Source organism: Streptomyces sp. NPDC048636 (assembly GCF_040650655.1).
Lineage (GTDB): Bacteria > Actinomycetota > Actinomycetes > Streptomycetales > Streptomycetaceae > Streptomyces.
In genome coordinates this window covers 669,407-690,240 of record NZ_JBEZHR010000001.1, presented here as the reverse complement: position 1 = coordinate 690,240, position 20,834 = coordinate 669,407, and the positions used below count along the sequence as shown (strand labels likewise).

Genomic DNA, 20,834 nt, shown 5'->3' with positions numbered 1-20,834 from the left:
ACACGACACGGACCGCGCGGCCGCGAGGGCATACATCACCGCCTCCGGGTCGCGCTGCCCGGAGGCGATTCAATCAGGTCCGCCGATGCTGGCGCAGTGCGGACGGATGGACCGGGACCCGGGCCTAGTCCGGCGACGCGCTGACGCCCAGCGAGGGCGAGGTGCGCGGCGCGGGCCGGGTCGGGCCCTCCAGCAGCGTCGGCGCGGGGGCCGGCGGGGCGGAGGACCGGGTGCGCAGCAGCTCGGTGGCCGACAGCAGCGGCTGTATCAGCGGGTTCAGCGCCGCCGCTCCCGCGGCCTGCCGCAGGGCCCCCGGCGGCGCTGTGGCCGCCGGGGAGGGGCCGTCCGCGCGGGAGTCTCCCGTGGTCCGCAGCCCCACCTCCTGGCGGGTGCGCTCGCGCACGCCCGTGGCCGGGGCACCGGCGGAACGGGCGGAGTCGGCGCGGGCGGGGGTGACCGAGGTGTCCGGCCCCTCGGCCATCCGGCCCGGGGGGTCGATCGCCGCGTCCAGCGGAAGGGCGGCACCGAGCGCGAAGGCCGCCAGGGACACCGCACCCGCCGCGGCGAAGGCGAACCGGCGGCGCGGACCGGACCGCTCGACCTCATGGATGCGGAAACCGCGCTCCCGGGAGGCCGGGGCGGAGGCCGCCGGGGCGATCGCGGTGCCCGGTGCGACCGGGGGCAGCAACGCGAAGGCCCGCTCGCGTCTTTCCCGCGGGTCCGGCACCTCCCGTACGTCCCGGGAGCCCCGTACGTCCCGGGAGCCGTCGGTCATGCCCCGCATGCCGAAGACATCGGAACCGCCGAAGGGGGAACCGCCGCTGTCGTCACCGGAGCCGCCGGGCAGCCCCTGGAGACGTGCCAGAAAGCCCTCGGACGGACCCGGGGGCGCCGCCTGGGCGAACACACGTTTGAGCCGACGCTGCGCGTCGGCCTCCGCCTTGCACTTGCAGCATGTGGCGAGATGCGCGAGAACGCGCTCCCGGGCGTCATGTCCGAGCTCACCGTCGACAAGAGCCGCAAGGCGGTCGCCGAGATGCTGCTCGGCGGGGGACGGACCGCCTGATCGGGTCACGCGATTCCGACCTCCCCGCTCACCCGGGGGCCGGCGACGCGCGGGGCGACGGCGGTCACCTCCTGCTGCTGCTCGGTCCGTGCCGCGGGGGCGCGGTGGCGCAGCGCCTTGCGCAGATGGGAACGGCCGCGGTGGATACGGCTGCGCACCGTGCCGAGCTTCACGCCGAGGGTCGCGGCGATCTCCTCGTAGGACAGCCCCTCGATGTCACAGAGCACCACGGCGGCACGGAACTCCGGCGCCAGGGTGTCCAGCGCCTGCTGCACATCGGCGTCGAAGTGGGTGTCGTTGAAGTGCTGCTGGGGAGAGGGCTCACGGCTGGGCAGCCGCTCCGCCGCGTCCTCGCCGAGGGCGTCGAAGCGGATGCGCTGACGGCGCCGGACCATATCGAGGAAGAGATTGGTGGTGATGCGGTGCAGCCAGCCCTCGAAGGTGCCCGGGGTGTACGTCGACAGCGAGCGGAAGACGCGGACGAAGACCTCCTGGGTGAGATCCTCGGCGTCGTGCTGGTTGCCGGTGAGCCGGTACGCGAGGCGGTAGACCCGTGCGCTGTGCGTGCTGACGATCTCCTCCCAGGTGGGAGGCGTCCACGCCGGAGCGTCCGCGTCACTGGCGAAGGTCGCGGTCATGGCGGATTCGGCGGAACGTGAACGGTCAGCGGTGTTGGTCACGGATTTCGGCTCGCCCGCTGACCTGCGAAAGCGCCTCAGCACCCGCCGGTCACCGACCGCAGCCGCACCTCCCCTGTCGGCTCTGGTGGTCTCCAGTAGAGCCCCTACCATATCCACCTCGCCCGTTAGCTCCGGATAAGCATTTTTGACCTGCATTTGGTCGTGATCCATACGATCCCCCCGCCCCTGACAACGCCCGGTCCCATCTGCGGGTTCCCGTGCGCAGCGGATACAGTCACCGTTGCGCGAACTACGGGGACAGGAGAGGGTCATTACCGGCAACCGGCAGACGAGCTGGGCGTTCGCCGACGCGTTTGTCGCCGAGGACGAAGCCTTGCACTGGGCCCGCGACCGGGCCCGGGAGGCCGGGCTGCGCTCGGTCTCGGCGGGCACCGGCGCGGCGCTTCGGCTGCTCGCCGCCGCCGCGGACGCCAAGGCCGTCGCCGAGATCGGCACCGGGACCGGTGTCTCCGGTATCCACCTGCTGCACGGGATGCGCCCGGACGGGGTGCTGACCACCGTGGACATCGAACCGGAGATGCAGCAGTTCGCCCGGCAGGCGTTCCGCGCGGCCGGGTTCGCCGGGAACCGGGCGCGCTTCATCCCCGGCCATGCCCTGGACGTCCTGCCCCGGCTGGCCGACGGCGGCTATGACCTCGTCTTCTGCGACGGCGACCGGCTGGAGTCCCTGGACTACCTCGGTGAGGCCATGCGGCTGCTGCGGCCGGGCGGCCTGGTCTGCTTCGAGGGGGTTTTCGCGGGGGGCCGGACCGTGGACTCGGCCGCCCAGCCGCAGGAGGTGCTGCGGCTGCGGGAGCTGCTGCGCACCGTGCGGGAGTCGACCGTGCTCCAGTCCTCCCTGCTCCCGGTGGGCGACGGGCTGCTCTGCGCCGTCAAGCGCGGCTGACCGCGGCCGACAGCGGTCGACCCCGGCCGATCCCGGCGCCGTCCCCGGCCACATCGCGGGTACGACGGACGCCTCGATACAGCACCGCCCCGGCGGCCGGTACCTGTGTACCGGACGCCGGGGCGGCACTCGGGTGATGGTGGGGCCGGTCCGTCAGCCGACGACCTTCTTCAGGGCGTCGCCGAGGGCATCGGCCTCGTCGGGTGTCAGCTCGACGACGAGCCGACCGCCGCCTTCGAGCGGAACGCGCATGACGATGCCCCGCCCCTCCTTGGTCACCTCGAGCGGGCCGTCGCCCGTCCGCGGCTTCATGGCCGCCATGCTCGTTCCCCTTCCTGAAACCAGCTCATCGCAGCCGACAACCCAGGTGTCACCGGCATCGAACACGTTGCTTCTCTGCCATTATCCCGCATGGCACGACCCGATGACCAACATCGGTCGGCAACCCCCACAGGAGCCACTCCCCCAAATCCACCCAATTCGGGGAGGGGGGCATGTCGCCTGGTCATGATCTCCGGCATGCTGAGCGCTGACCGCCGCGGCGGGCCCGTTCCCCGGCCCGGCCACGCGGCACCGCCCTCAGCCGCGACCAGCCATATCCCGGAGGACCGCCCATGGCCGACACCGTGCTCTACGAGCTGACCGACGGGCTCGCGACGATCACCCTGAATCGTCCCGACGCCATGAACGCCCTCAGCATCGATATGAAGGTGGAGCTGCGCGACGCACTGCTGCACGCCGCCGAGGACCCGGCCGTCCGGGCCGTGCTGCTCACCGGCTCCGGCCGCGCCTTCTGCGTCGGCCAGGACCTCAAGGAGCACATCGGGCTGCTGGAGGCGGACCGCGCGGCGCACGCCCGGGGCGAGGGGGCCACCGAGGGTTCGACCATGACCACGGTCGCCCTTCACTACAACCCGATCGTGACCACGATCGCCGGGATGCCCAAACCGGTGGTGGCCGCGGTCAATGGGGTCGCGGCCGGTGCCGGGGCGGGCTTCGCCATGGCCGCCGACTACCGGATCGTCGCCGACTCCGCCAGCTTCAACACCTCCTTCGCGGCGGTGGCGCTCACCGGCGACTCCGGGATCTCCTGGACCCTCCAGCGGCTGGTCGGCCACGGCCGCGCCGCCGACCTGATGCTCTTCCCCCGCAATGTGAGCGCGGAGGAGGCGCTGGAGCTGGGCATCGCCAACCGCGTCGTTCCGGCCGCGGAGTTGGCGGCCGAGGCGGCGGCGGTCGCCCACACCCTGGCCCAGGGCCCGACCGCGGCCTATGCGGCGATCAAGGAGTCGCTGGCCTACGCGGCCGGGCACACCCTGACCGACGCGCTGGCCAAGGAGGACGAGTTGCAGCGGCGGCTGGGCGCCTCGGACGACCATCTCGCCGCCGTCGACGCCTTCGTGAAGAAGGAGAAGCCGCGCTTCACCGGCCGCTGAGCGGGGTCCCGCGGCCCGGTGCCCCGGCCGCGGGACTCATTCCGCACCGCGCAGATAACAGCCCGCGAGATGGTCGTCGACCAGACCGCACGCCTGCATCAGGGCATAGGCGGTGGTGGGCCCGACAAAGCGGAAGCCGCGCTTCTTGAGGGCGCGGCTGAGCGCCGTGGACTCATCGGTGATCGCCGGGACATCGGCGGTGGTCCGGGGCACCGGACGGCCGCCGGGGTCGGGGGCGTGGGACCAGACCAGCTCGTCCAGCTCGCCCGGGGCCAGTGCCGCCGCGGCGCGCGCGTTGGCGAGGGTGGCCGCGATCTTGGCCCGGTTGCGGATGATGCCGGGGTCGGCGAGCAGCCGCTCCGCGTCGGCCTCGGTGAACGCCGCCACCTTGGCGATCCGGAAGTCGGCGAAAGCGGCGCGGAAGCCCTCGCGGCGGCGCAGGATCGTCAGCCAGGACAGCCCGGACTGGAACGCCTCCAGGCAGACGCGTTCGTAGAGGGCGTCGTCGCCGTGGACCGGACGGCCCCATTCGGTGTCGTGGTATACGCGGTAGTCCGCCATGGCGGGGGACTCCAGCCCCCAGGGGCAGCGCGGCAGTCCGTCCGGTCCGGTGACCGGGCCCTGGCCGCTCATCCGCCGAACCCGTCATGGCCGCCGCGGTCCCCGTGCTCGCCATGGCGCCGAGGCGGGCGGAAGACATCGCGCTCGTCCTCGTCGGACTCGATGCCGTCGGGACCGCCGGGCCGGGCGTGGTCCTCCCGCTCCGGCTCGGCCGGTGGTGCGGGCGGCCCGCCGTGGCTCCCGCCCCGCGCCCCGGCGAGCGCCTCCTCCAGCTCGGCGATCCGGGCGTCGCGCTCGGCGAGCTCGGCGCCCAGCCGGCCGAGCGCGTCATCGACATCCGCCATCCGGTAGCCGCGCAGGGTCATCGGCAGCCGCAGGGCCTCCACATCCGCGCGGGCCAGGGGCCGGCCGGCGGGCAGCCGGTCGTCCAGCCGGTCCGGGGGTGCCTCGCTCAGCGTGCCGCCCTGACCGCCCCCGACGACGGCGAGCGTGACCCCGCCGACCACTACGACCAGCGCGATCAGCAAGAACAAGAACACGGTGATCGTCTCCCCGGGGTGCATCGTCGAGTCCGTGCCCGACGGCCTCGATATCTGTCTGCCTCTGATCGTGCCATGCCCCCACGACAGCTATCGTCGCTTCCCGCCCCTGGACAGAAGCTGGGCAGAAGAGCGCGAAGAACGCGGAGGACGTGCATGCTGCGGCTGGGACGACGTGAGTTCGGCGCCGATGAACGGGTGATCATGGCGATCGTGAACCGGACGCCCGACTCCTTCTACGACCAGGGGGCGACCTTCCACGACGAACCCGCGCTCACCCGCGTCGAACAGGCGGTCGCCGACGGCGCGGCCATCATCGACATCGGCGGGGTCAAGGCGGGCCCCGGGGACGAGGTGAGCGCCGAGGAGGAGGCACGGCGCACCGTCGGCTTCGTGGCCGAGGTGCGCAGACGCCATCCGGACGTGGTGATCAGCGTGGACACCTGGCGGCACGAGGTGGCCGAGGCGGTCTGCGAGGCGGGCGCCGATCTGCTCAACGACGCCTGGGGCGGGGTCGATCCCCGGCTCGCGGAGGTCGCCGCCCGGTACGGGGCGGGGCTGGTGTGCACCCACGCGGGCGGGGCCGAGCCGCGCACCCGGCCGCACCGGATCGCCTACGACGATGTGGTGGCGGACATCCTGCGGATCACCCTGGGGCTGGCCGAGCGCGCCGTGGCGCTGGGGGTGCGACGGGACGGGGTCATGATCGACCCGGGCCATGACTTCGGGAAGAACACCCGGCACTCGCTGGAGGCGACGCGGCGGCTCGGCGAGCTGACCGAGACCGGCTGGCCGGTACTGGTGTCGCTGTCCAACAAGGACTTCGTGGGCGAGACGCTGGACCGCCCGGTCAAGGAGCGGGTGCTCGGCACCCTGGCCACCACCGCGGTCTCGGCCTGGCTCGGCGCGCGGGTCTACCGGGTGCACGAGGTGGCGGAGACGCGTCAGGTGCTGGACATGGTGTCGTCCATCGCGGGCCACCGGCCCCCGGCGGTCGCCCGCCGGGGACTGGCCTGAGAGCCCACCGGAAACGGGCCCGGGGGCTCGCCGGGAACTAGGCCCGGGGGCCTACCGGAGAGGCCCGGATCAGGTGCCGGACTCCTTGGTCACCAGGTCGACCACCTCGTCGATGTCATCGGTGAGGTGGAACAGCTCCAGGTCCTGCGGGGACGCCTTGCCCTCCGCGATCAGCGTGTTCTCCAGCCAGTCGACCAGCCCCCGCCAGTAGGAGCTGCCGAAGAGCACGATCGGGAAGCGGGTCACCTTCTTGGTCTGCACCAGGGTGAGGGCCTCGAAGCACTCGTCGAGGGTGCCGAGCCCGCCGGGCAGCACCACGAACCCCTGCGCGTACTTCACGAACATCGTCTTGCGGACGAAGAAGTAGCGGAAGTTGACCCCGATGTCGACGTACGGATTGAGCCCCTGTTCGTACGGCAGTTCGATACCCAGGCCCACGGAGACGCCGCCCGCCTCGCTCGCACCGCGGTTGGCGGCCTCCATCGCGCCGGGGCCGCCGCCGGTGATCACTCCGAAGCCCGCTTCGGCGAGGGCCCGCCCGATCCGCACCCCGGCCTGGTACTCCGGCGATCCCTCGGGGGTACGGGCGGATCCGAAGACGCTGACCGCCTTGCCCAGCTCCGCCAGGGTGCCGAAGCCCTCGACGAACTCGGACTGGATGCGCAGCACGCGGAACGGGTCCTCGTGCACCCAGTGCGTGGCGCCCTGGGTGTCCAGCAGTCGCTGGTCGGTGGTCCCGGGCCGCATCTGGTGACGACGGCGCACGACCGGGCCCAGACGCTGCTCGTGCAGCGCTCGCTCTTCCTCGGCATTGCCCACTGTGTGCTCCCTTCGCCAAGATCTGTCACAGATCTGAGGTTCAGGGTAGGCCCCCGGAGCGGTGAACAGCGGCCATCGGACGCTAGCGGGTCAGCCAGGCCCGCAGCCGCTCCTCGGCCTCCAGCACCGCGGCGGTCGGCACATGCTCCTCGCGGGTGTGGGCGAGCTTGGGGTCACCGGGTCCGTAGTTGACCGCGGGCACCCCGAGCGCCGAGAAGCGGGCGACGTCGGTCCAGCCGTCCTTGGGGGCGAGCTCGGCACCGAGGGTCTCGACGAACGCGGCGGCCGACGGATGGCTCAGACCGGGCAGGGCGCCGGGCGCGCTGTCGGTCACCTCCACCGCGAAGCCGTCGAAGACCTCGCGGACATGGGCGAGCGCCTCCTCCTCCGAACGGTCCGGAGCGAAGCGGTAGTTCACGGTCACGGCGCAGGAGTCCGGGATGACGTTGTTGGCGTGACCGCCCTCGACCCGTACCGCGTTGAGCCCCTCGCGGTAGGTCAGCCCGTCGATCTCCACCCGGCGCGGTACGTACCCGGCCAGCCGGGACAGGACCGGCGCGGCCTTGTGGATGGCGTTGTCCCCGAGCCAGCTGCGGGCCGAGTGGGCCCGCTTCCCCTCGGTGCCCACCCGCACCCGCAGGGTGCCCTGGCAGCCGCCCTCGACCTTGCCGTCGGTGGGCTCCAGCAGCACGGCGAAGTCGGCGGCCAGCCACTCGGGGTGGCGTTCGGCCAGCCGTCCCAGGCCGTTGAGCTCGGCGGCGACCTCCTCATGGTCGTAGAAGACGAAGGTGAGGTCGCGGTTGGGGGCGGGCACGGTCGCCGCCATCCGCAGCTGCACGGCGACCCCGGACTTCATATCGGAGGTGCCGCAGCCCCACAGCACACCGTCCCCGTCCAGCCGCGACGGTACGTTGTCGGCGATCGGCACCGTGTCCAGGTGTCCGGCCAGTACCACCCGCTCCGCGCGCCCCAGGTTCGTCCGGGCGACGACGGCGTCCCCATCGCGGTCGACGGTCAGCTGCGGAAGGGCCCGCAGCGCCTGCTCGACGGCGTCGGCGAGGGCCTTCTCGTCTCCGCTGACCGAGGGGAAGTCGACGAGCCGGGCGGTGAGCCGGGCCGCGTCCAGGGACAGGTCGAGGCGTGGGTGGTCCATACCCGCGACCCTAACGCGCGGGGCCCTCCCGGCCGCGCCGCGCCTGGTCTCGCCCGCCTCTTCCCACTTACCCGGCCGGCCCTCGGGACTCCCGTAACCGTGTGGCGCCGGCTCACTCGGACGAGCTGCGTATCGAACGCGTCTCCTACGGAATGCGAGTAGGGAATGCCGGGAATTCCAGGGACGGTCGGCACACCTCCGGGAAGAGTTCCGGAGCGGACCGCGTCCGGCTCGTTCTCACGCCGTAGCGCGATGGATCTCCCCAGCTCAGCCCAGCTGCCCGAACACCCGTGGAACCACCGGGCCACCGCACGCACGAGGAATGCGAACCGAAGCGGATTATGCGACGCATTGCCAATTCTTTGCCTGGGGGCACCGCAACTTTCACGCCGCCCGCGTCGGTATGCACAACGTCCGATCACCGGACACCGCACGCCAATTGTCCCTCCGTCAAAGGAGCATCATGTCCCTCCCTCTCACGCGTCGGATCGCTCGGGCCGCGCTGCTGGTCGCCGCCGGCGCCGCTCCCGTTGTCGCCACCGCCGGCGCCGCGAGTGCGGCGGAAACGGCCCTGCCGCAGCCCAAGCTGGGCGGGCTGAGCGCCTTGGACACCGCCTCCGTCGACCAGGTCGCGGACGTCGCCTCGCAGCAGATCGGGAGCACGGCGGGTGACGTCGGCGGCAAGGCCGGACGGACCGTCACGGAGGTGCTGCCGGGCAAGGCCGCTCCGGCCAAGCCGGTCCAGCAGGCCAAGACCCTCCCGGCCAAGGCCACTCCGGCGAAGGCCACCCCGGCCAAGGGCAAGGCCGTCAAGGGCGCCCACGCCAAGGGCAAGGGCGGCGCGCACGCCAAGGGCAAGGCCACCAAGGCCGTTCCGCAGACCCCCCAGGCCCCGCAGCAGGCGCCGAGCCCGCAGGGCCCGGACCTGCCGCTCAAGGGCCTTCCGCTCGGCGGTCTGCCGGTGATCGGCGGCTGATCGCCCCCACCGCACACCACGGGGCCCGGAGAGCGTCGCTCCCCGGGCCCCGTGTCCGTCCCGTAGGCGGTACGGCTCAGGCGGTCAGCCGACGAACCGCCGCCGCCACCCGCTCGTCGGTCGCGGTGAACGCGACCCGGACGTTCCGCTCGCCCGCCGGACCGTAGAAGTCGCCCGGCGCCACCAGGATGCCCAGTTCGGCGAGGGCGCCGACGGTCTCCCAGCACGGCTCGTCACGGGTGGCCCACAGATACAGCGACGCCTCGCTGTGCTCGATCCGGAAGCCGAAGCCCTCCAGCGCGGAGCGGAGCGCCGTGCGCCGCCGCTCATAGCGCTCCCGCTGCTCGGACACGTGCTTGTCGTCGGCCAGCGCCGCGACCGTGGCCGCCTGCACCGGCGCGGGCACCATCATCCCGCCGTGCTTGCGGATCTTCAGCAGCTCGCCGAGCACCGTCTCGTCACCGGCGAGGAACGCCGCGCGGTAGCCCGCCAGATTGGACCGCTTGGACAGCGAGTGGACCGAGACAAGACCCTCGAAGCGGCCGCCGGAGATCTCCGGGTGCAGTACGGACCGCGGCTCGGCCTCCCAGCCCAGTTCGAGATAGCACTCGTCGCTGACCAGCAGCACCCCGTGGGTCCTGGCCCAGGCCACGGCCGCGCGCAGCTCATCGGCCGACAGCACCCGGCCGGTGGGGTTGGACGGGGAGTTCAGCCACAGCAGCTTGAGCCCGGCCGGGTCCAGCCCCTCGCCCGCGGCACCGCCCGCGAAGACCTCCACGTCGTACGGGACCGGTTCGGCACCCGCCAGCCGCGCGCCCACCTCGTAGGTCGGGTAGGCCAGCCGGGGGAAGGCGACGCGGTCCCCGGGGCCGAGCCCCAGCTGGGTGGGGAGTGAGGCCACCAGCTCCTTGGAGCCGACCACCGGCAGCACCTCGGTATGGCGGACCCCGGTGGCGCCGAGGCGCCGCTCCACCCAGCCGGTCAGCGCGTCCCGCAGCGCGGCGGTGCCCCATACGGTGGGGTAGCCGGGGCTGTCGGCGGCGCCGGACAGCGCCCGCTGGATCGCGTCCGGGACCGGGTCGACCGGCGTACCCACCGAGAGGTCCACGATGCCGTCGGGGTGGGCCGCGGCGGTCGCCTTGTACGGTTCGAGCCGGTCCCAGGGGAAGACCGGGAGGCGGGCGGAGACGGGTGGCACGGGTGGCTCGCTTTCGTCGTAAGCAGCCCGGTCGGCCGGCCGGGGAACCCGGTGGCCGACCGGGAAAACAGACCGGCCCCGCAGGCCACAGGCCGTACGGGACCGAGGGCTGCGCCCAGGACCCGCGCACGGGTCCGAGGGGCGGACACGCCCTAGCGCCAGCGCAGGTTCACTCGTCGTGCTCCTGAGGCGGCAGGGCGGCGATGAAGGGGTGGTCGCGCTCGATCAGACCGAGCTTGCTCGCGCCACCGGGCGAGCCGAGCTCGTCGAAGAACTCGACGTTCGCCTTGTAGTAATCCTTCCACTCCTCCGGAGTGTCATCCTCGTAGAAGATGGCCTCGACCGGGCAGACCGGCTCACAGGCTCCGCAGTCGACGCATTCGTCCGGGTGGATGTACAAGGACCGCTGGCCCTCGTAGATACAGTCGACGGGGCACTCCTCGATGCACGCCTTGTCCTTCAGGTCGACACAAGGCTGCGCGATGACGTAGGTCACGCTGTCGTTCCTCCTCGTTAGGGCTGCTATCGCGCGGGAGCGCGGCGTCGTCGATGCCCGCACCTAGTATCGCCGTTCCGGGGCACCAGACGCACATGAGGGGCTGACACAGCTGTGGATTTCACCACCGGCGGACGTCTCGAGGTCCGGATCACCCCGGCTGACGTGGGCAAACGCGTCTCGGTACGGCTTTTGACCGGGGCCGCCGACCCGCACGCGACCTTCACCGACGTGGTCGGGGTTCTCACATCGTGGACCGGAGATGTGCTGTGTGTCACCCGGCGCACCGGGGAAGCCGTGCGGATCGCGCGCCCCTCGCTGGTGGCGGGCAAGGTGGTGCCCGCCGCTCCGGCCCGCCGCCGCGGCCCGGCCGCGAGCGCGCGCGAGCTGGACCGGGTCGCCGCGCGCGGCTGGCCCGCGGTGGAGAGCGAGTCCCTGGGCGATTGGCGCCTGCGGGCCTCCGGCGGATTCACCCGGCGGGCCAACTCCGTACTGGCCCTCGGCGACCCGGGACTGCCACTGGACGCCGCCCTGCACAGGGTGACCGGCTGGTACGGCGCGCGCGGACTGCCCGCGTACATCCAGCTCAGCACCGGCGCCGAGGACACCCAGGAGCTGCTGGCCGCGGAACTGGCCGCGCGCGGCTGGACCCATGAGGTCTCCGCGCGGGTGCGGATCGCGGGTCTGGCCCCGGTCGCCGACGGGGACGCGGATATCTCGGCCGTGGCGCTCTCCCGCCGGATCGACGACGCCTGGCTGACCCGCTACCAGCGCTCCGCCGCCCCCTCCCCCGAGGTGCGGGCGGTGCTCTCCGGCGGGCCCTCGGTGTGGTTCGCGACGATAGGCGGCGCGGCCGGGGACGAGGTCCCGGCCGCGATCGGGCGATTGGTGGTGGACGGCCGCTGGGCCGGGTTCGCGGCGGTGGAGGTCGCCCCGGAGCGGCGGCGGCAGGGGCTGGCCCGGGCGGTGATGACCGCACTGGCCCGCAAGGCCCTGGACGAGGGGGCCTCGGCCGGATATCTCCAGGTCGAGACGGACAACGACGGTGCCCACGCGCTCTACGAGGACATGGGGTTCACCGTCCACCACACCTACCACCACTGGCGCGCCCCGCACGGCGCCGCCCACTGAGCGGGTGACGGACCACCATGTCGCAGAGGAACGACGCCTCCCGGCACCGGAGATTCGCCGAGGCGGCCCGCGAGGAGCGCCCCGATCTGGCGCTGCTGTGCCTGCTGGTGGGCATGGAGGCGGACGCCGGGCTGGACGAGGACGGTCTTGACCGGGCCCAGATCGAGCTGGACCGGCTGGCCGGTCTGGTGCCCTTCTCCCCCGGCGGGCCCGAGGGCTGGGCCGCCGCGCTGGCCCGGGTGCTCGGCGAGGAGCACGGCTTCGGGGGCGCCGCGGCCGACTACCGGCGGCTGGAGTCCTCCCTTCTGCACGAGGTGCTCGAGCGCCGCCGCGGGCTGCCGATCCTGCTGTCGGTGGTGTGGATCGAAGTGGCGCGGCGGGCGGGGGCGCCGGTGTACGGGGTCGGGCTGCCGGGCCACTTCGTGGTGGGCTTCGGCGATCCCCACGGACACCATGTGCTGGTCGATCCGTTCGACGGGGGCCGGACGCTGTCGGCCGAGGACGCGGCGACGCTGGTGGCCGGTGCCACGGGCACCCCACTGGCGCCTTCGCTGCTCACCCCGTCCACTCCGCAGGACATCGTGCTGCGGATCCTCAACAACATCCGCGCCTGGGCCACCGCCCGCCCCGAGCGCACCGATGTCCGGCTGTGGGCGATCGAGCTGTCGCTGCTGCTGCCCAGCCATCCGGCCCGGCTGCGCTACGAGCGGGCCCAACTGCTGGTCGAGCGGGGCGAGTTCATCGCCGGGGCGAAGGAGCTCGAGGAGTACGCGGAGGTGGTGGCCGCGGTGGAGCCCGAGGCGGCGGAGGCGGTACGGCGCCAGGCGCGCGCGGCCCGCGCGATGCTCAACTGACCGCGGACGCCGGGCCGGCCCCGCCGGACCGCTACAGCCAGCCCTTGTCCAGGGCGATACGGACCGCTTCCGCGCGGTTGCGAGCGGCGGTCTTCTGGATGGCCGTGGAGAGGTAGTTGCGGACCGTGCCCTGCGACAGGTTCAGGGCGCGGGCCAGTTCGGCGTTGGTGGAGCCGTCCGCCGAGGCGCGCAGCACCTCGCGCTCGCGCGCGGTCAGCGGGCTCGCCCCGTCCACCAGCGCGGCGGCGGCGAGGGTCGGATCGATGACCCGCTCCCCGCGCAGCACCCGTCGGACCGCGTCCGCGAGTTGGGCCGCGGGGGCGTCCTTGACCAGGAAGGCGTCCGCGCCGGACTCCATCGCCCGGCGCAGATAGCCGGGGCGGCCGAAGGTGGTGAGAATGACGATCTTCACCGCGGGGTGCTCGGCGCGCAGCGCGGCGGCGGCCTCGATCCCGGTCAGCCCGGGCATCTCGATGTCCAGCAGGGCGACATCGGGCCGCTGGGCGCGGACCGCGTCCGCCACCTCGTCCCCGCGCGCCACCTGCGCGACGACCTCGATCTCGTCCTCCAGGCCGAGCAGGGCGGCCAGCGCCTCACGCACCATGGACTGGTCCTCGGCCAGCAGTACCCGGATCACACCGGAAGCCTAAGCGCTCCGCGGGAACCGCCGCGACGTGCGGTCGTTCGTCCGCGGCCGCGTCATGGCGCCCTCGTACCGGCCGTAGGCGGGCGCCTTCCGGCTACGCGGCACGGGGCCGGTGACGGAGCGGGCGGCCCGGTCTCAGTACTCCACGGCCGCCCCGCGGGACAGCGGCACACAGGCGCGGAGGGTGAAGCCGCCGTCCTCGCCGGGCCCGGTCTCCAGACGGCCACCGGCCAGCTGGAGCCGTTCCTCGAGCCCGGTCAGCCCGGTGCCGGGCGGGCCGGTCACCCCCCGCCCGTCGTCCTGGACGGTCAGACACAGGTCCCCGCCCGACTCCTCAAGGCGTACCGCGCAGCGCCGGGCCCCGGAGTGCCGCACCACATTGGTGACCGCCTCCCGCAGCGCCCAGGCCAGCGCCCCTTCCTGGTCGGCGGTGAGCCCGGGGTGACCGGCCGGGACCCGGTCGAGGTCGGCGGCGACCCCGGCGGCGGTGAACGCCGTACGGGCCCCGGCCAGCTCGGTCGCCAGGGTGGGGCGGCGGAAGCCGCTGACGGCCTCGCGCACGTCCACCAGCGCCTGTCGGCTGACCTTCTCGATGTCGGCGACCTGCTGGGCGGCCTGCTCGGGCGAGTCCGGGAGCATCCGCCCGGCCAGTTCGGACTTGAGAGTGATCAGGGAGAGCGAGTGGCCCAGCAGATCGTGCAGATCGCGGGCGAGCCGCAGCCGCTCCTCGTTGGCGGCGAGCTGGGCCACGGTGGCGCGGGCGGCGCGCAGCGCCCGGGTGGTGCGGACCATCTGCCGCACCCCGCTCATCGCGAAGCCGCCGAGCAGCGAGGGGATGACCAGGGCGGACACCAATCCGTGCGAACCGTGCACCAGCACTCCGATGCCCACCATGAACGCCGTGTTCAGCGGGATCGCCCAGCCCGACAGCCGCAGCGGCAGCACCGCCCCGAGGGCGACGGACACATAGACGGAGAGCACCAGCCAGTCATCGCCCATGGTGAGGGTGAGCACGGCGGCGAGCGTGCCGATCGTGCCCAGCGCCCCCAGGACCGTGGCCCGGCTCAGCGCCCGCCCGGTGTGCCGGAAGACCAGCATCAGATAGATGGCGACGAAGACCAGCAGGCCGAGCCCGCCGCACACGGTGCCCAGGGCGGTGTGGTTGCCGTCGGCGAGATCGCTCACCGGCGCGCCCATATAGGCCATCCAGATCCCGATCCACATCAGCTTGACCAGGGCCTGCCGACGGTTCTCTGGGGGCTGCCCGACGGAGGCCAGCTGGTCGTTCTCGTCGTCGTACGCCATCGCGTCGGCCCACCAGGTCGGCCGGCGGAGCCCGCCGGGGCGGCACTCCGGATCGCCGTCGGTCCACTCGGCCCGGTCAGCCATGGTTCTTCTCTCCTGGGATCACGCCTCGGGCCACACCTCGGGGCCACGCCCTCGGTCATGCCTTACGGGTGCGCTTCACGCCTTACGGCATCTTTCACGCCTTACGGCGTCCCTCACGCCTTACGGGTGTCCTTGCGGTACAGCCACGCCGCCGCGCCCGCGAAGAGTGCCAGATAGCAGGCGAGCAGCACGACGTCCTTCGCCTGTGGCGCGTCGCCCACCTCGATGGCCTGGCCCAGCGCCGCGTAGGCGTGGGTGGGCAGATATCCGGCGATGTCCTGGAGCCACCGGGGGTAGGTGGTGGTCGGCATCCACAGACCGCCGAGGATCGACAGACCGAAGTAGATGATCATCGTCAGCGGGCGTACCGCGTCCCCGGTGGCCAGATAGCCGATGGCCACCCCCAGCGCGGCGAAGACCAGCGAACCGGCCCAGATCGCGCCGGTCAGCGCGAACCACTGCCAGGGGGCGTCGAGCCGCACGCCCTTGGTGGTGGCGGCCACGACGAAGACGACCACGATCGACGGGAGGGTGGCGACGGCCGCCGCGGCGATCTTCGCCAGGACATAGCCGCGCCCCGGCAGCGGGGTCAGCCGCAGCTGACGCACCCAGCCGCCCTCGCGCTCCTTGGCGATCCGCTCGCTGTTGCCCATCAGGGCGGCGGTGAGCGCCCCGAAGGAGGCCATGGCGACGGTGTAGTACAGCGGCATCGTCAGATCGGTGTGCGGGACGAGGTCCGTGCGCTCCGCGGTGCCCGCGATCATCAGGAAGAGCGCCGAGGGATAGATCACCGTGAAGAACATGAACTTCTTGTTCCGCAGGGTGCGCTTGATCTCGAGGATGACCAGGGTCTTCATCGGGCCGACTCCTTCTGCGTCGCGGCGTCGGTGAGGGTGAGGAACGCCTGTTCCAGGCCGAGTCCGGCGACCTCCAGACCGCGCGGATACAGCCCGAGACCGTAGACGGCGTGCACGGTGGCGTCCGCGTCGGTGGAGCGGATCCGCACCGTGCGGCCCGAGATCTCGATCCCGCTGAGCGCGGGCAGCGCGCGCAGCGCCGCCCCGTCGGGCGGGGTGTCCAGGGCGAAGGAGATCCGGCGGGCTCCGGCCATCGCCTTGATCTCGGCCGAGGAGCCGTCGGCCAGCACCCGGCCGCGGTGCAGCACGATCACCCGGTCGGCGATCGCGTCCGCCTCCTCGAGGTAGTGGGTGGCGAAGAGGATCGTCCGGCCCTGCCGCGCCTGGGTCCGCATGGCGTCCCAGAAGGTCTGCCGGGCCGAGACGTCCATCCCGGTGGTCGGCTCGTCCAGCAGGATCAGATCGGAGGCGCCCGCGGTGGCGAACGCGAAGCGCACCCGCTGCTCCTGGCCGCCGGAGAGCTTGTTGACCTTGCGGTCGGCGATCTCGGTGATGCCCGCCTGCTCCAGCACCTGATCCACCGGATGGCCCTTGGGGTGCAGATCGCAGGCGAGACCCACCAACTCCCGTACCGTGACCTCCTCCATCAGACAGCCGCTCTGGAGCATGGCGCCCACCCGGCCGCGGGCGATGGCCTGTCGCGGGGTGGTGCCGAAGACCTCGACGCTGCCGGAGTCGGGGTGGCGCAGCCCGAGCAGCAGATCGAGGGTGGAGGACTTGCCCGCGCCGTTGGGGCCGAGCAGGGCGACGGTCTCCCCCGGGTGGAGGGTGAGGTCGAGCCCGTCCACGGCGCGGACGTCACCGTAGTTCTTGGTCACCCGCTCGAAGCGGACGGCGGGTGCGGGGTCCGTGGCGCCGCTCCCGGTGCCGGAGGCGGACAGTGCGGTCGTTGCGGTCATGGACACAGCCTCGCCGACGGCGGGGCGCGCCCGGCAGTGTCAGCGGTCGTGACCTCGGGATGACAGATGTCATGGTCCGGTGGCGCCGCTCCGATGGGCACGGGACATGACGCGGCCCCCGCCCGGTGCCGGGCGGGGGCCGTGCGCGAGGCTGCCGTCGGGGCTCAGTTGGGGCTGGTGTCGATGACCCCGACGCGCTCGGCGGCCGTCTTCCCGGCCAGCGCCTTGCTGAGCGCCACGACCACGTCCTGCGGGCTGACCGGCTTCTTGGAGCCGTTGCCGCGCTCGATCTGTACGCCGTCGAAGGTGGAGCCGTAGAGCTGCTTGAGCACCGCGAGGTCGTAGTGCTGCACCAGCTTGCCGTTGACCACCCGCATCGAGAGGATCTTCGGCAGCGACCGCTCGGGGCTGAACTGGAGCGAGTGCTGGGGGTCGGTCTGCACGGTCACCAGGCCGGACATCGCGGGCTTGGCGAAGGTCTTCAGCTTGTTGTCGACCTCGGCCTTGCTCACCGTCGGCTCCTTGACGCTGACCGGCAGCTTGATGACCTTGTCCGTGCCGGTCGCGGCCCGCTCGCGGTAGGCCGCGGAGACGGCGTTGACCGCCTGATCGATGTCCAGCGCCTTGCCCGCCTTGCCGTACACCGGGACGGCCCGGCCGGAGGTGAACGTGATGGTGCCCTCGCGGGCGGTGCCGGAGGTGCCCGCGAGCCGCTCCAGGGCGTCCCGCAGCTTCTCCTCGTCGACCGTCACCTCGGGTTCGGCCTCATGGGTGCCGCCGAAGAGCGAGCCGATGACCGTGATGGGGTTGTAGTCACGGCCCGAGACATTGCGGACGGTGGTCTCGGTGTCCATGGCCAGACCCGCGACGGACGGCTTGATCTCCTTCTGCTCACCGTCCACCGACACCTTCAGCGGGGCGGTGGTGCGCTTGCCGAGCGCGGTGTCCAGCTTGTCGACGGCGACTTCCTTGGAGGTGCCGCCGATGTCGACGCCGAGCACCATGGTGCCGTTGGGGACGTCGGCGTGGTTCATCACCAGACCGGCGCTGTACGCGCCACCGGCCACCACGACCAGCAGGGCGCCCACCATGACCAGCTTGGAGCGGCCCTTCTTCTTCGGCTTCCCGGCCGCCGGGGCGGACGGGGCCGTGTTGCTCGGCGGGGCGCTGTCCCCGGCGGGCGCGGCGGGGCCGCCTCCGGCGGGTGGGGCGGGCGGCCGGTTACCGGCCGGGGGCACCCTGGGGATCCCGCTGACCAGCGTGTCGCTGGAGATCTGCTCGGGCGGCACCCCGCCGCCCGGGGTGGGGTCGGGGTCGCGGAACAGCGGCCGGTCGCTGTCGGGGCCGCCGTGGCCGAGCGGGCCCACTCCGCCGTGTGGCGTGCGCTGGTCGCCGTCGAACGGGCCGGGGACGGGGCCGCCCGGCGGGGGCGGCAGCTCGTCGTCGTGCGGTCCGCCGCCGAGACCGGGCGGCATCAGCATGTCGCCGGTGGCCGGACCGCCGGTCGCGCCATGGGGCGTCGGGTCGCCCGGGAAACCGCCGCCCGCGGGGGCGTCGGTGAAGTACGGCAGGTCGGCGGTGGGGTCGGCGCCGACCTGGGGTGCGGGGAAGCCCTGGGTGGTCTCCGGACCGGACGGCATGGGGAAGCCCTGCGTGGTCTCCGGGCCGGACGGCGCGGGGAAACCCTGCGTGGTCTCCGGACCGGACGGCATGGGGAAGCCCTGCGTGGTCTCCGGCGACGGGGGCACGGGCGGCCGCGGGTGGTTCCCGGTCGACGAGTTGCTCCGGGGCTTGCGGGGCGCGAACCAGTCGCTGGTGCGCTCGGCGTCCCCCTTCGCGCCCCTGCCGTCCGCACCGTCGGCACCGGTCTCGGCCGGAGCGGCCTCCGGCGCGGCGGCGGCCTCGGGCCGCGGGATGGCGCCGGTGTGCTCGTCGGGACCGTCGTCCTCACCGGAGCGGGGGGCCGGAACGCCGTCCTCACCCATGGGCTTGCGCATGACGACCGGGGGGATCGGCCGGGAACCGGGGATATTGATCCGGATCCGGGTCGTCAGCGTGGTCTCGGTCTTCGGCTCCTCCGGCTTGGCCGCGGCACGCCCCTCGCCGTCGCCGGATGCGCCCTGCGGGGCCTCCGGTGTCCGGTTCAGTGACGGGGACTGGCGCGATCCGTACGGCGGTGTGCCCGACGGGTAGGCGGCACCGCCGCTTCCCCCCCGGGCCCCGGAGGACGAACTGTCAGATTCACGGCTCAAAGCAGGTTCTCCCAGTTAGCTCCGCCGCCCGTCAGACCTCGCGCGGGCGGCTCGGCGGCGCGCACCACCTTACTGGGCGCCGCGGTGGCACACTTGACGGCCGTCGGATCACCCCTGTGACGCACTTCTCCGGTCAGCGCCGGGCGACGTGGATGCGTCACGCGCACCCAGGGGACGTACCCGACGGAAACGTCACGTCACTTATCAAGTCGGGCGGAGCGCGCGGCCGGTTGCGGGACCAGCGGCAACGTGGCGCAGATCACACCGGCGAACATCCCGCCCAGCAGGAAGACATACGGCCCCAGTCCCGCGCCGAAGAGGAAGTCCCCTTCCGGGCGGGTGGAGGTGAGCAGCAGCACCGTGACCGTCCAGGCCCCGGCGGGCACTCCACCGCCCATCCGGGTGCCGGTGGCCTTGAGCCCGCCGTAGCACAGCGCCACCACGCCGAGCAGTGCCAGCAGCAATCCGCCGGGGAACCAGGCGGCTTGGACCAGCGCGCCCGCGACGCCCACCAGCGCCCCCATCACGGCGAGCAGTACGTACCCGCCCAGGCGTGCGGCGGTCATGCGGCCACCCCCGCGAAGAGGTCGTCCTCGCGGTCCGCCCCGGCCGCACCCCGGACGAGCCGGTAGTGCTCACGCACGAAGAGCGGCTGGCCGAGGTCGTTGGAGAGGGCGAAGAAGGGGCCGTCCACCGCGATCTGACTGGCGTGGGCGCGCATGGCCGCGGTTTTCGCCGCGGCGTGGCCGCCGCCATCGACAGCCGCGGTCACCTCGGCGTCGTCCACCACACCGGGCACATCGTCGGCCGACGCGATACCCGGGAAGGGCGTCTCCCGGCCCGCCGCCCGCAGCCGGGCGAACCCCTCCTCGACCGCCGAGCGCGGCACACAGTTCCAGTAGACCTTGGCGACCTCGTGGGGGGCGCCCAGCCCGGGGCGGAAGGCGGCGTCCGACGCCAGCTCGAAGGCGCGCATCGCGACGCGGTGGGCCTGGATGTGGTCGGGGTGGCCGTAGCCCCCGTTCCGGTCGTAGGCGATCATGACCTGTGGGCGGACCTCGCGGATCACCGCCACCAGATGGCCCGCGGCCTCGTCGAGGTCGGCCTGCCAGAAGCAGTCCGGGCGGTCGTTCTGCGGGACGCCCATCATCCCCGAGTCGCGGTAGCGGCCGGGTCCACCGAGGAATCTGTGGTCCTCGACCCCCAAGGCCGCCATCGCCGCGGCCAGTTCACCGATCCGGTGCGGACCCAGCGCGTCGTCACGGTCGGCCGTGAGATGGGCCAGCTCGGGCGGGATGACCTCGCCCTCCTCACCGAGGGTGCAGGTCACCAGCGTGACATGGGCACCTTCGGCGGCATACCTGGCCATGGTCGCGCCGTTGTTGATCGACTCGTCGTCCGGATGCGCGTGCACCAGCAGCAGACGACGGGCGGGAAGAGCGGTCATGGGCACAGCCTACGATTCGCACAACCGTGCCCATAGCGCACGCCGCGACACCCCTGCCGCGACCGGGCGACCGTCCACCCGAGGGGTCAGAGATCCACGTCACCGATCATGTCCGCCACATTGGTGGTGAGGTCGTCGATGGTCGGTGCCACCGACGAGCTGGCGAGGTAGAAGCCGAGGAGCACACAGATGATCGCGTGCCCCGCCTTCAGCCCCGCTTTGTTGACGAGCATGAAGACGATGATCAGCAGCAGCACTACCAGTGAAATCGAGAGCGCCACAGCGGCTCACCTCCAGGTACACGCGCTCGGACGGACAACTTATTGATGCCACGGGGGCCCTACCCACTATGCGCAATCGATCATAACTATGGGCGCGTGCGCACGACTCGGTGCACGGGAGCATGACAGGGGCGCATGCCTGAATGCACGAACTGGCCTGCTGGCAGGGG

General features: G+C 72.7%; 23 protein-coding genes. 6 read left to right on the top strand and 17 right to left on the bottom strand.

The features are described 5' to 3' along the window. Nucleotides 1–124: 124 nt before the first annotated feature. Nucleotides 125–907: a hypothetical protein gene (locus AB0C66_RS03205; protein WP_362432129.1), complete on the bottom strand. Its 783-nt coding sequence runs from the start codon at nucleotides 905–907 to the stop codon at nucleotides 125–127. 164 nt (nucleotides 908–1,071) lie between these two features. Next, nucleotides 1,072–1,857 (bottom strand): RNA polymerase sigma factor SigE, encoded by a 786-nt coding sequence (gene sigE / locus AB0C66_RS03200; RefSeq protein ID WP_362432126.1) that lies wholly within the window; start codon nucleotides 1,855–1,857, stop codon nucleotides 1,072–1,074. 130 nt (nucleotides 1,858–1,987) lie between these two features. Between sigE and AB0C66_RS03195 the strand changes: the two genes are divergently transcribed. Continuing rightward, nucleotides 1,988–2,653 carry an O-methyltransferase gene (locus tag AB0C66_RS03195; protein ID WP_362432123.1) on the top strand — a complete coding sequence of 222 codons (666 nt, stop codon included), beginning with the start codon at nucleotides 1,988–1,990 and terminating at the stop codon, nucleotides 2,651–2,653. Nucleotides 2,654–2,806: 153 nt separating this feature from the next. Here the strand turns inward: AB0C66_RS03195 and AB0C66_RS03190 are convergent, their stop codons facing one another. After that, on the bottom strand, nucleotides 2,807–2,974 hold the full coding sequence (locus tag AB0C66_RS03190; protein ID WP_003966491.1) for a DUF3117 domain-containing protein: 168 nt from the start codon (nucleotides 2,972–2,974) through the stop codon (nucleotides 2,807–2,809). A gap of 293 nt (nucleotides 2,975–3,267) precedes the next feature. Between AB0C66_RS03190 and AB0C66_RS03185 the strand changes: the two genes are divergently transcribed. Next, the gene (locus AB0C66_RS03185; RefSeq protein ID WP_362432121.1) at nucleotides 3,268–4,089 is read left to right on the top strand and encodes an enoyl-CoA hydratase-related protein; all 822 of its coding nucleotides are present in this window, start codon (nucleotides 3,268–3,270) and stop codon (nucleotides 4,087–4,089) included. Between the two features lie 36 nt (nucleotides 4,090–4,125). Here the strand turns inward: AB0C66_RS03185 and AB0C66_RS03180 are convergent, their stop codons facing one another. Beyond that, nucleotides 4,126–4,722, bottom strand: a complete 597-nt coding sequence (locus AB0C66_RS03180; protein ID WP_362432119.1) for a DNA-3-methyladenine glycosylase I — start codon at nucleotides 4,720–4,722, stop codon at nucleotides 4,126–4,128. Then, the gene (locus AB0C66_RS03175) at nucleotides 4,719–5,189 is read right to left on the bottom strand and encodes a DivIVA domain-containing protein (protein WP_362432116.1); all 471 of its coding nucleotides are present in this window, start codon (nucleotides 5,187–5,189) and stop codon (nucleotides 4,719–4,721) included. Before AB0C66_RS03175 ends, AB0C66_RS03180 begins: the two co-directional genes overlap by 4 nt. Nucleotides 5,190–5,345: 156 nt before the next feature. Between AB0C66_RS03175 and folP the strand changes: the two genes are divergently transcribed. Continuing rightward, nucleotides 5,346–6,206, top strand: a complete 861-nt coding sequence (folP, locus tag AB0C66_RS03170; RefSeq protein WP_362432113.1) for a dihydropteroate synthase — start codon at nucleotides 5,346–5,348, stop codon at nucleotides 6,204–6,206. A gap of 69 nt (nucleotides 6,207–6,275) precedes the next feature. Here folP and AB0C66_RS03165 read toward each other — a convergent pair whose 3' ends face one another. Further along, nucleotides 6,276–7,025: a TIGR00730 family Rossman fold protein gene (locus tag AB0C66_RS03165; protein WP_362432111.1), complete on the bottom strand. Its 750-nt coding sequence runs from the start codon at nucleotides 7,023–7,025 to the stop codon at nucleotides 6,276–6,278. A gap of 82 nt (nucleotides 7,026–7,107) precedes the next feature. After that, complete coding sequence (gene dapE, locus AB0C66_RS03160) at nucleotides 7,108–8,178, bottom strand: succinyl-diaminopimelate desuccinylase (RefSeq protein ID WP_362432109.1); 1,071 nt, start codon at nucleotides 8,176–8,178, stop codon at nucleotides 7,108–7,110. Between the two features lie 463 nt (nucleotides 8,179–8,641). On the opposite strand from dapE, the gene AB0C66_RS03155 reads away from it, so the two are divergent. Beyond that, a complete protein-coding gene (locus tag AB0C66_RS03155; RefSeq protein ID WP_362432107.1) occupies nucleotides 8,642–9,154 on the top strand; it encodes an ATP-binding protein in 513 nt (170 codons plus the stop codon). Between the two features lie 76 nt (nucleotides 9,155–9,230). Here AB0C66_RS03155 and dapC read toward each other — a convergent pair whose 3' ends face one another. Both dapC and fdxA read right to left on the bottom strand, forming a co-directional pair. After that, nucleotides 9,231–10,352: a succinyldiaminopimelate transaminase gene (dapC, locus tag AB0C66_RS03150; RefSeq protein ID WP_362432105.1), complete on the bottom strand. Its 1,122-nt coding sequence runs from the start codon at nucleotides 10,350–10,352 to the stop codon at nucleotides 9,231–9,233. A 169-nt stretch (nucleotides 10,353–10,521) separates the two neighbouring features. Beyond that, on the bottom strand, nucleotides 10,522–10,848 hold the full coding sequence (fdxA, locus tag AB0C66_RS03145; protein ID WP_014054705.1) for a ferredoxin: 327 nt from the start codon (nucleotides 10,846–10,848) through the stop codon (nucleotides 10,522–10,524). Nucleotides 10,849–10,962: 114 nt separating this feature from the next. Between fdxA and AB0C66_RS03140 the strand changes: the two genes are divergently transcribed. Both AB0C66_RS03140 and AB0C66_RS03135 read left to right on the top strand, forming a co-directional pair. Further along, a complete protein-coding gene (locus AB0C66_RS03140; protein ID WP_362432102.1) occupies nucleotides 10,963–11,979 on the top strand; it encodes a GNAT family N-acetyltransferase in 1,017 nt (338 codons plus the stop codon). 17 nt (nucleotides 11,980–11,996) lie between these two features. Beyond that, nucleotides 11,997–12,833, top strand: coding sequence for a transglutaminase-like domain-containing protein (locus AB0C66_RS03135; RefSeq protein ID WP_362432100.1), 837 nt, complete (start codon nucleotides 11,997–11,999; stop codon nucleotides 12,831–12,833). A gap of 31 nt (nucleotides 12,834–12,864) precedes the next feature. Here the strand turns inward: AB0C66_RS03135 and AB0C66_RS03130 are convergent, their stop codons facing one another. The 8 genes from AB0C66_RS03130 to AB0C66_RS03095 all read right to left on the bottom strand — a co-directional run bounded on the left by AB0C66_RS03130 (nucleotide 12,865) and on the right by AB0C66_RS03095 (nucleotide 20,664). Continuing rightward, nucleotides 12,865–13,470: a response regulator transcription factor gene (locus tag AB0C66_RS03130; protein ID WP_362432098.1), complete on the bottom strand. Its 606-nt coding sequence runs from the start codon at nucleotides 13,468–13,470 to the stop codon at nucleotides 12,865–12,867. A 144-nt stretch (nucleotides 13,471–13,614) separates the two neighbouring features. Next, a complete protein-coding gene (locus tag AB0C66_RS03125; protein ID WP_362432096.1) occupies nucleotides 13,615–14,868 on the bottom strand; it encodes a sensor histidine kinase in 1,254 nt (417 codons plus the stop codon). 113 nt (nucleotides 14,869–14,981) lie between these two features. Beyond that, entirely contained in the window at nucleotides 14,982–15,725 is a 744-nt protein-coding gene (locus AB0C66_RS03120; protein WP_362432094.1) for an ABC transporter permease, read from the bottom strand. Then, on the bottom strand, nucleotides 15,722–16,684 hold the full coding sequence (locus AB0C66_RS03115) for an ABC transporter ATP-binding protein (RefSeq protein ID WP_362432092.1): 963 nt from the start codon (nucleotides 16,682–16,684) through the stop codon (nucleotides 15,722–15,724). Before AB0C66_RS03115 ends, AB0C66_RS03120 begins: the two co-directional genes overlap by 4 nt. A 164-nt stretch (nucleotides 16,685–16,848) precedes the next feature. Beyond that, nucleotides 16,849–18,936: a hypothetical protein gene (locus AB0C66_RS03110; protein WP_362432090.1), complete on the bottom strand. Its 2,088-nt coding sequence runs from the start codon at nucleotides 18,934–18,936 to the stop codon at nucleotides 16,849–16,851. Between the two features lie 197 nt (nucleotides 18,937–19,133). Continuing rightward, nucleotides 19,134–19,502, bottom strand: a complete 369-nt coding sequence (locus AB0C66_RS03105) for a DUF6113 family protein (protein WP_362432088.1) — start codon at nucleotides 19,500–19,502, stop codon at nucleotides 19,134–19,136. Further along, complete coding sequence (gene mshB / locus AB0C66_RS03100) at nucleotides 19,499–20,383, bottom strand: N-acetyl-1-D-myo-inositol-2-amino-2-deoxy-alpha-D-glucopyranoside deacetylase (RefSeq protein WP_362432085.1); 885 nt, start codon at nucleotides 20,381–20,383, stop codon at nucleotides 19,499–19,501. Before mshB ends, AB0C66_RS03105 begins: the two co-directional genes overlap by 4 nt. An 86-nt stretch (nucleotides 20,384–20,469) precedes the next feature. Beyond that, nucleotides 20,470–20,664, bottom strand: coding sequence for a hypothetical protein (locus AB0C66_RS03095; RefSeq protein ID WP_176180810.1), 195 nt, complete (start codon nucleotides 20,662–20,664; stop codon nucleotides 20,470–20,472). Nucleotides 20,665–20,834: the final 170 nt, after the last annotated feature.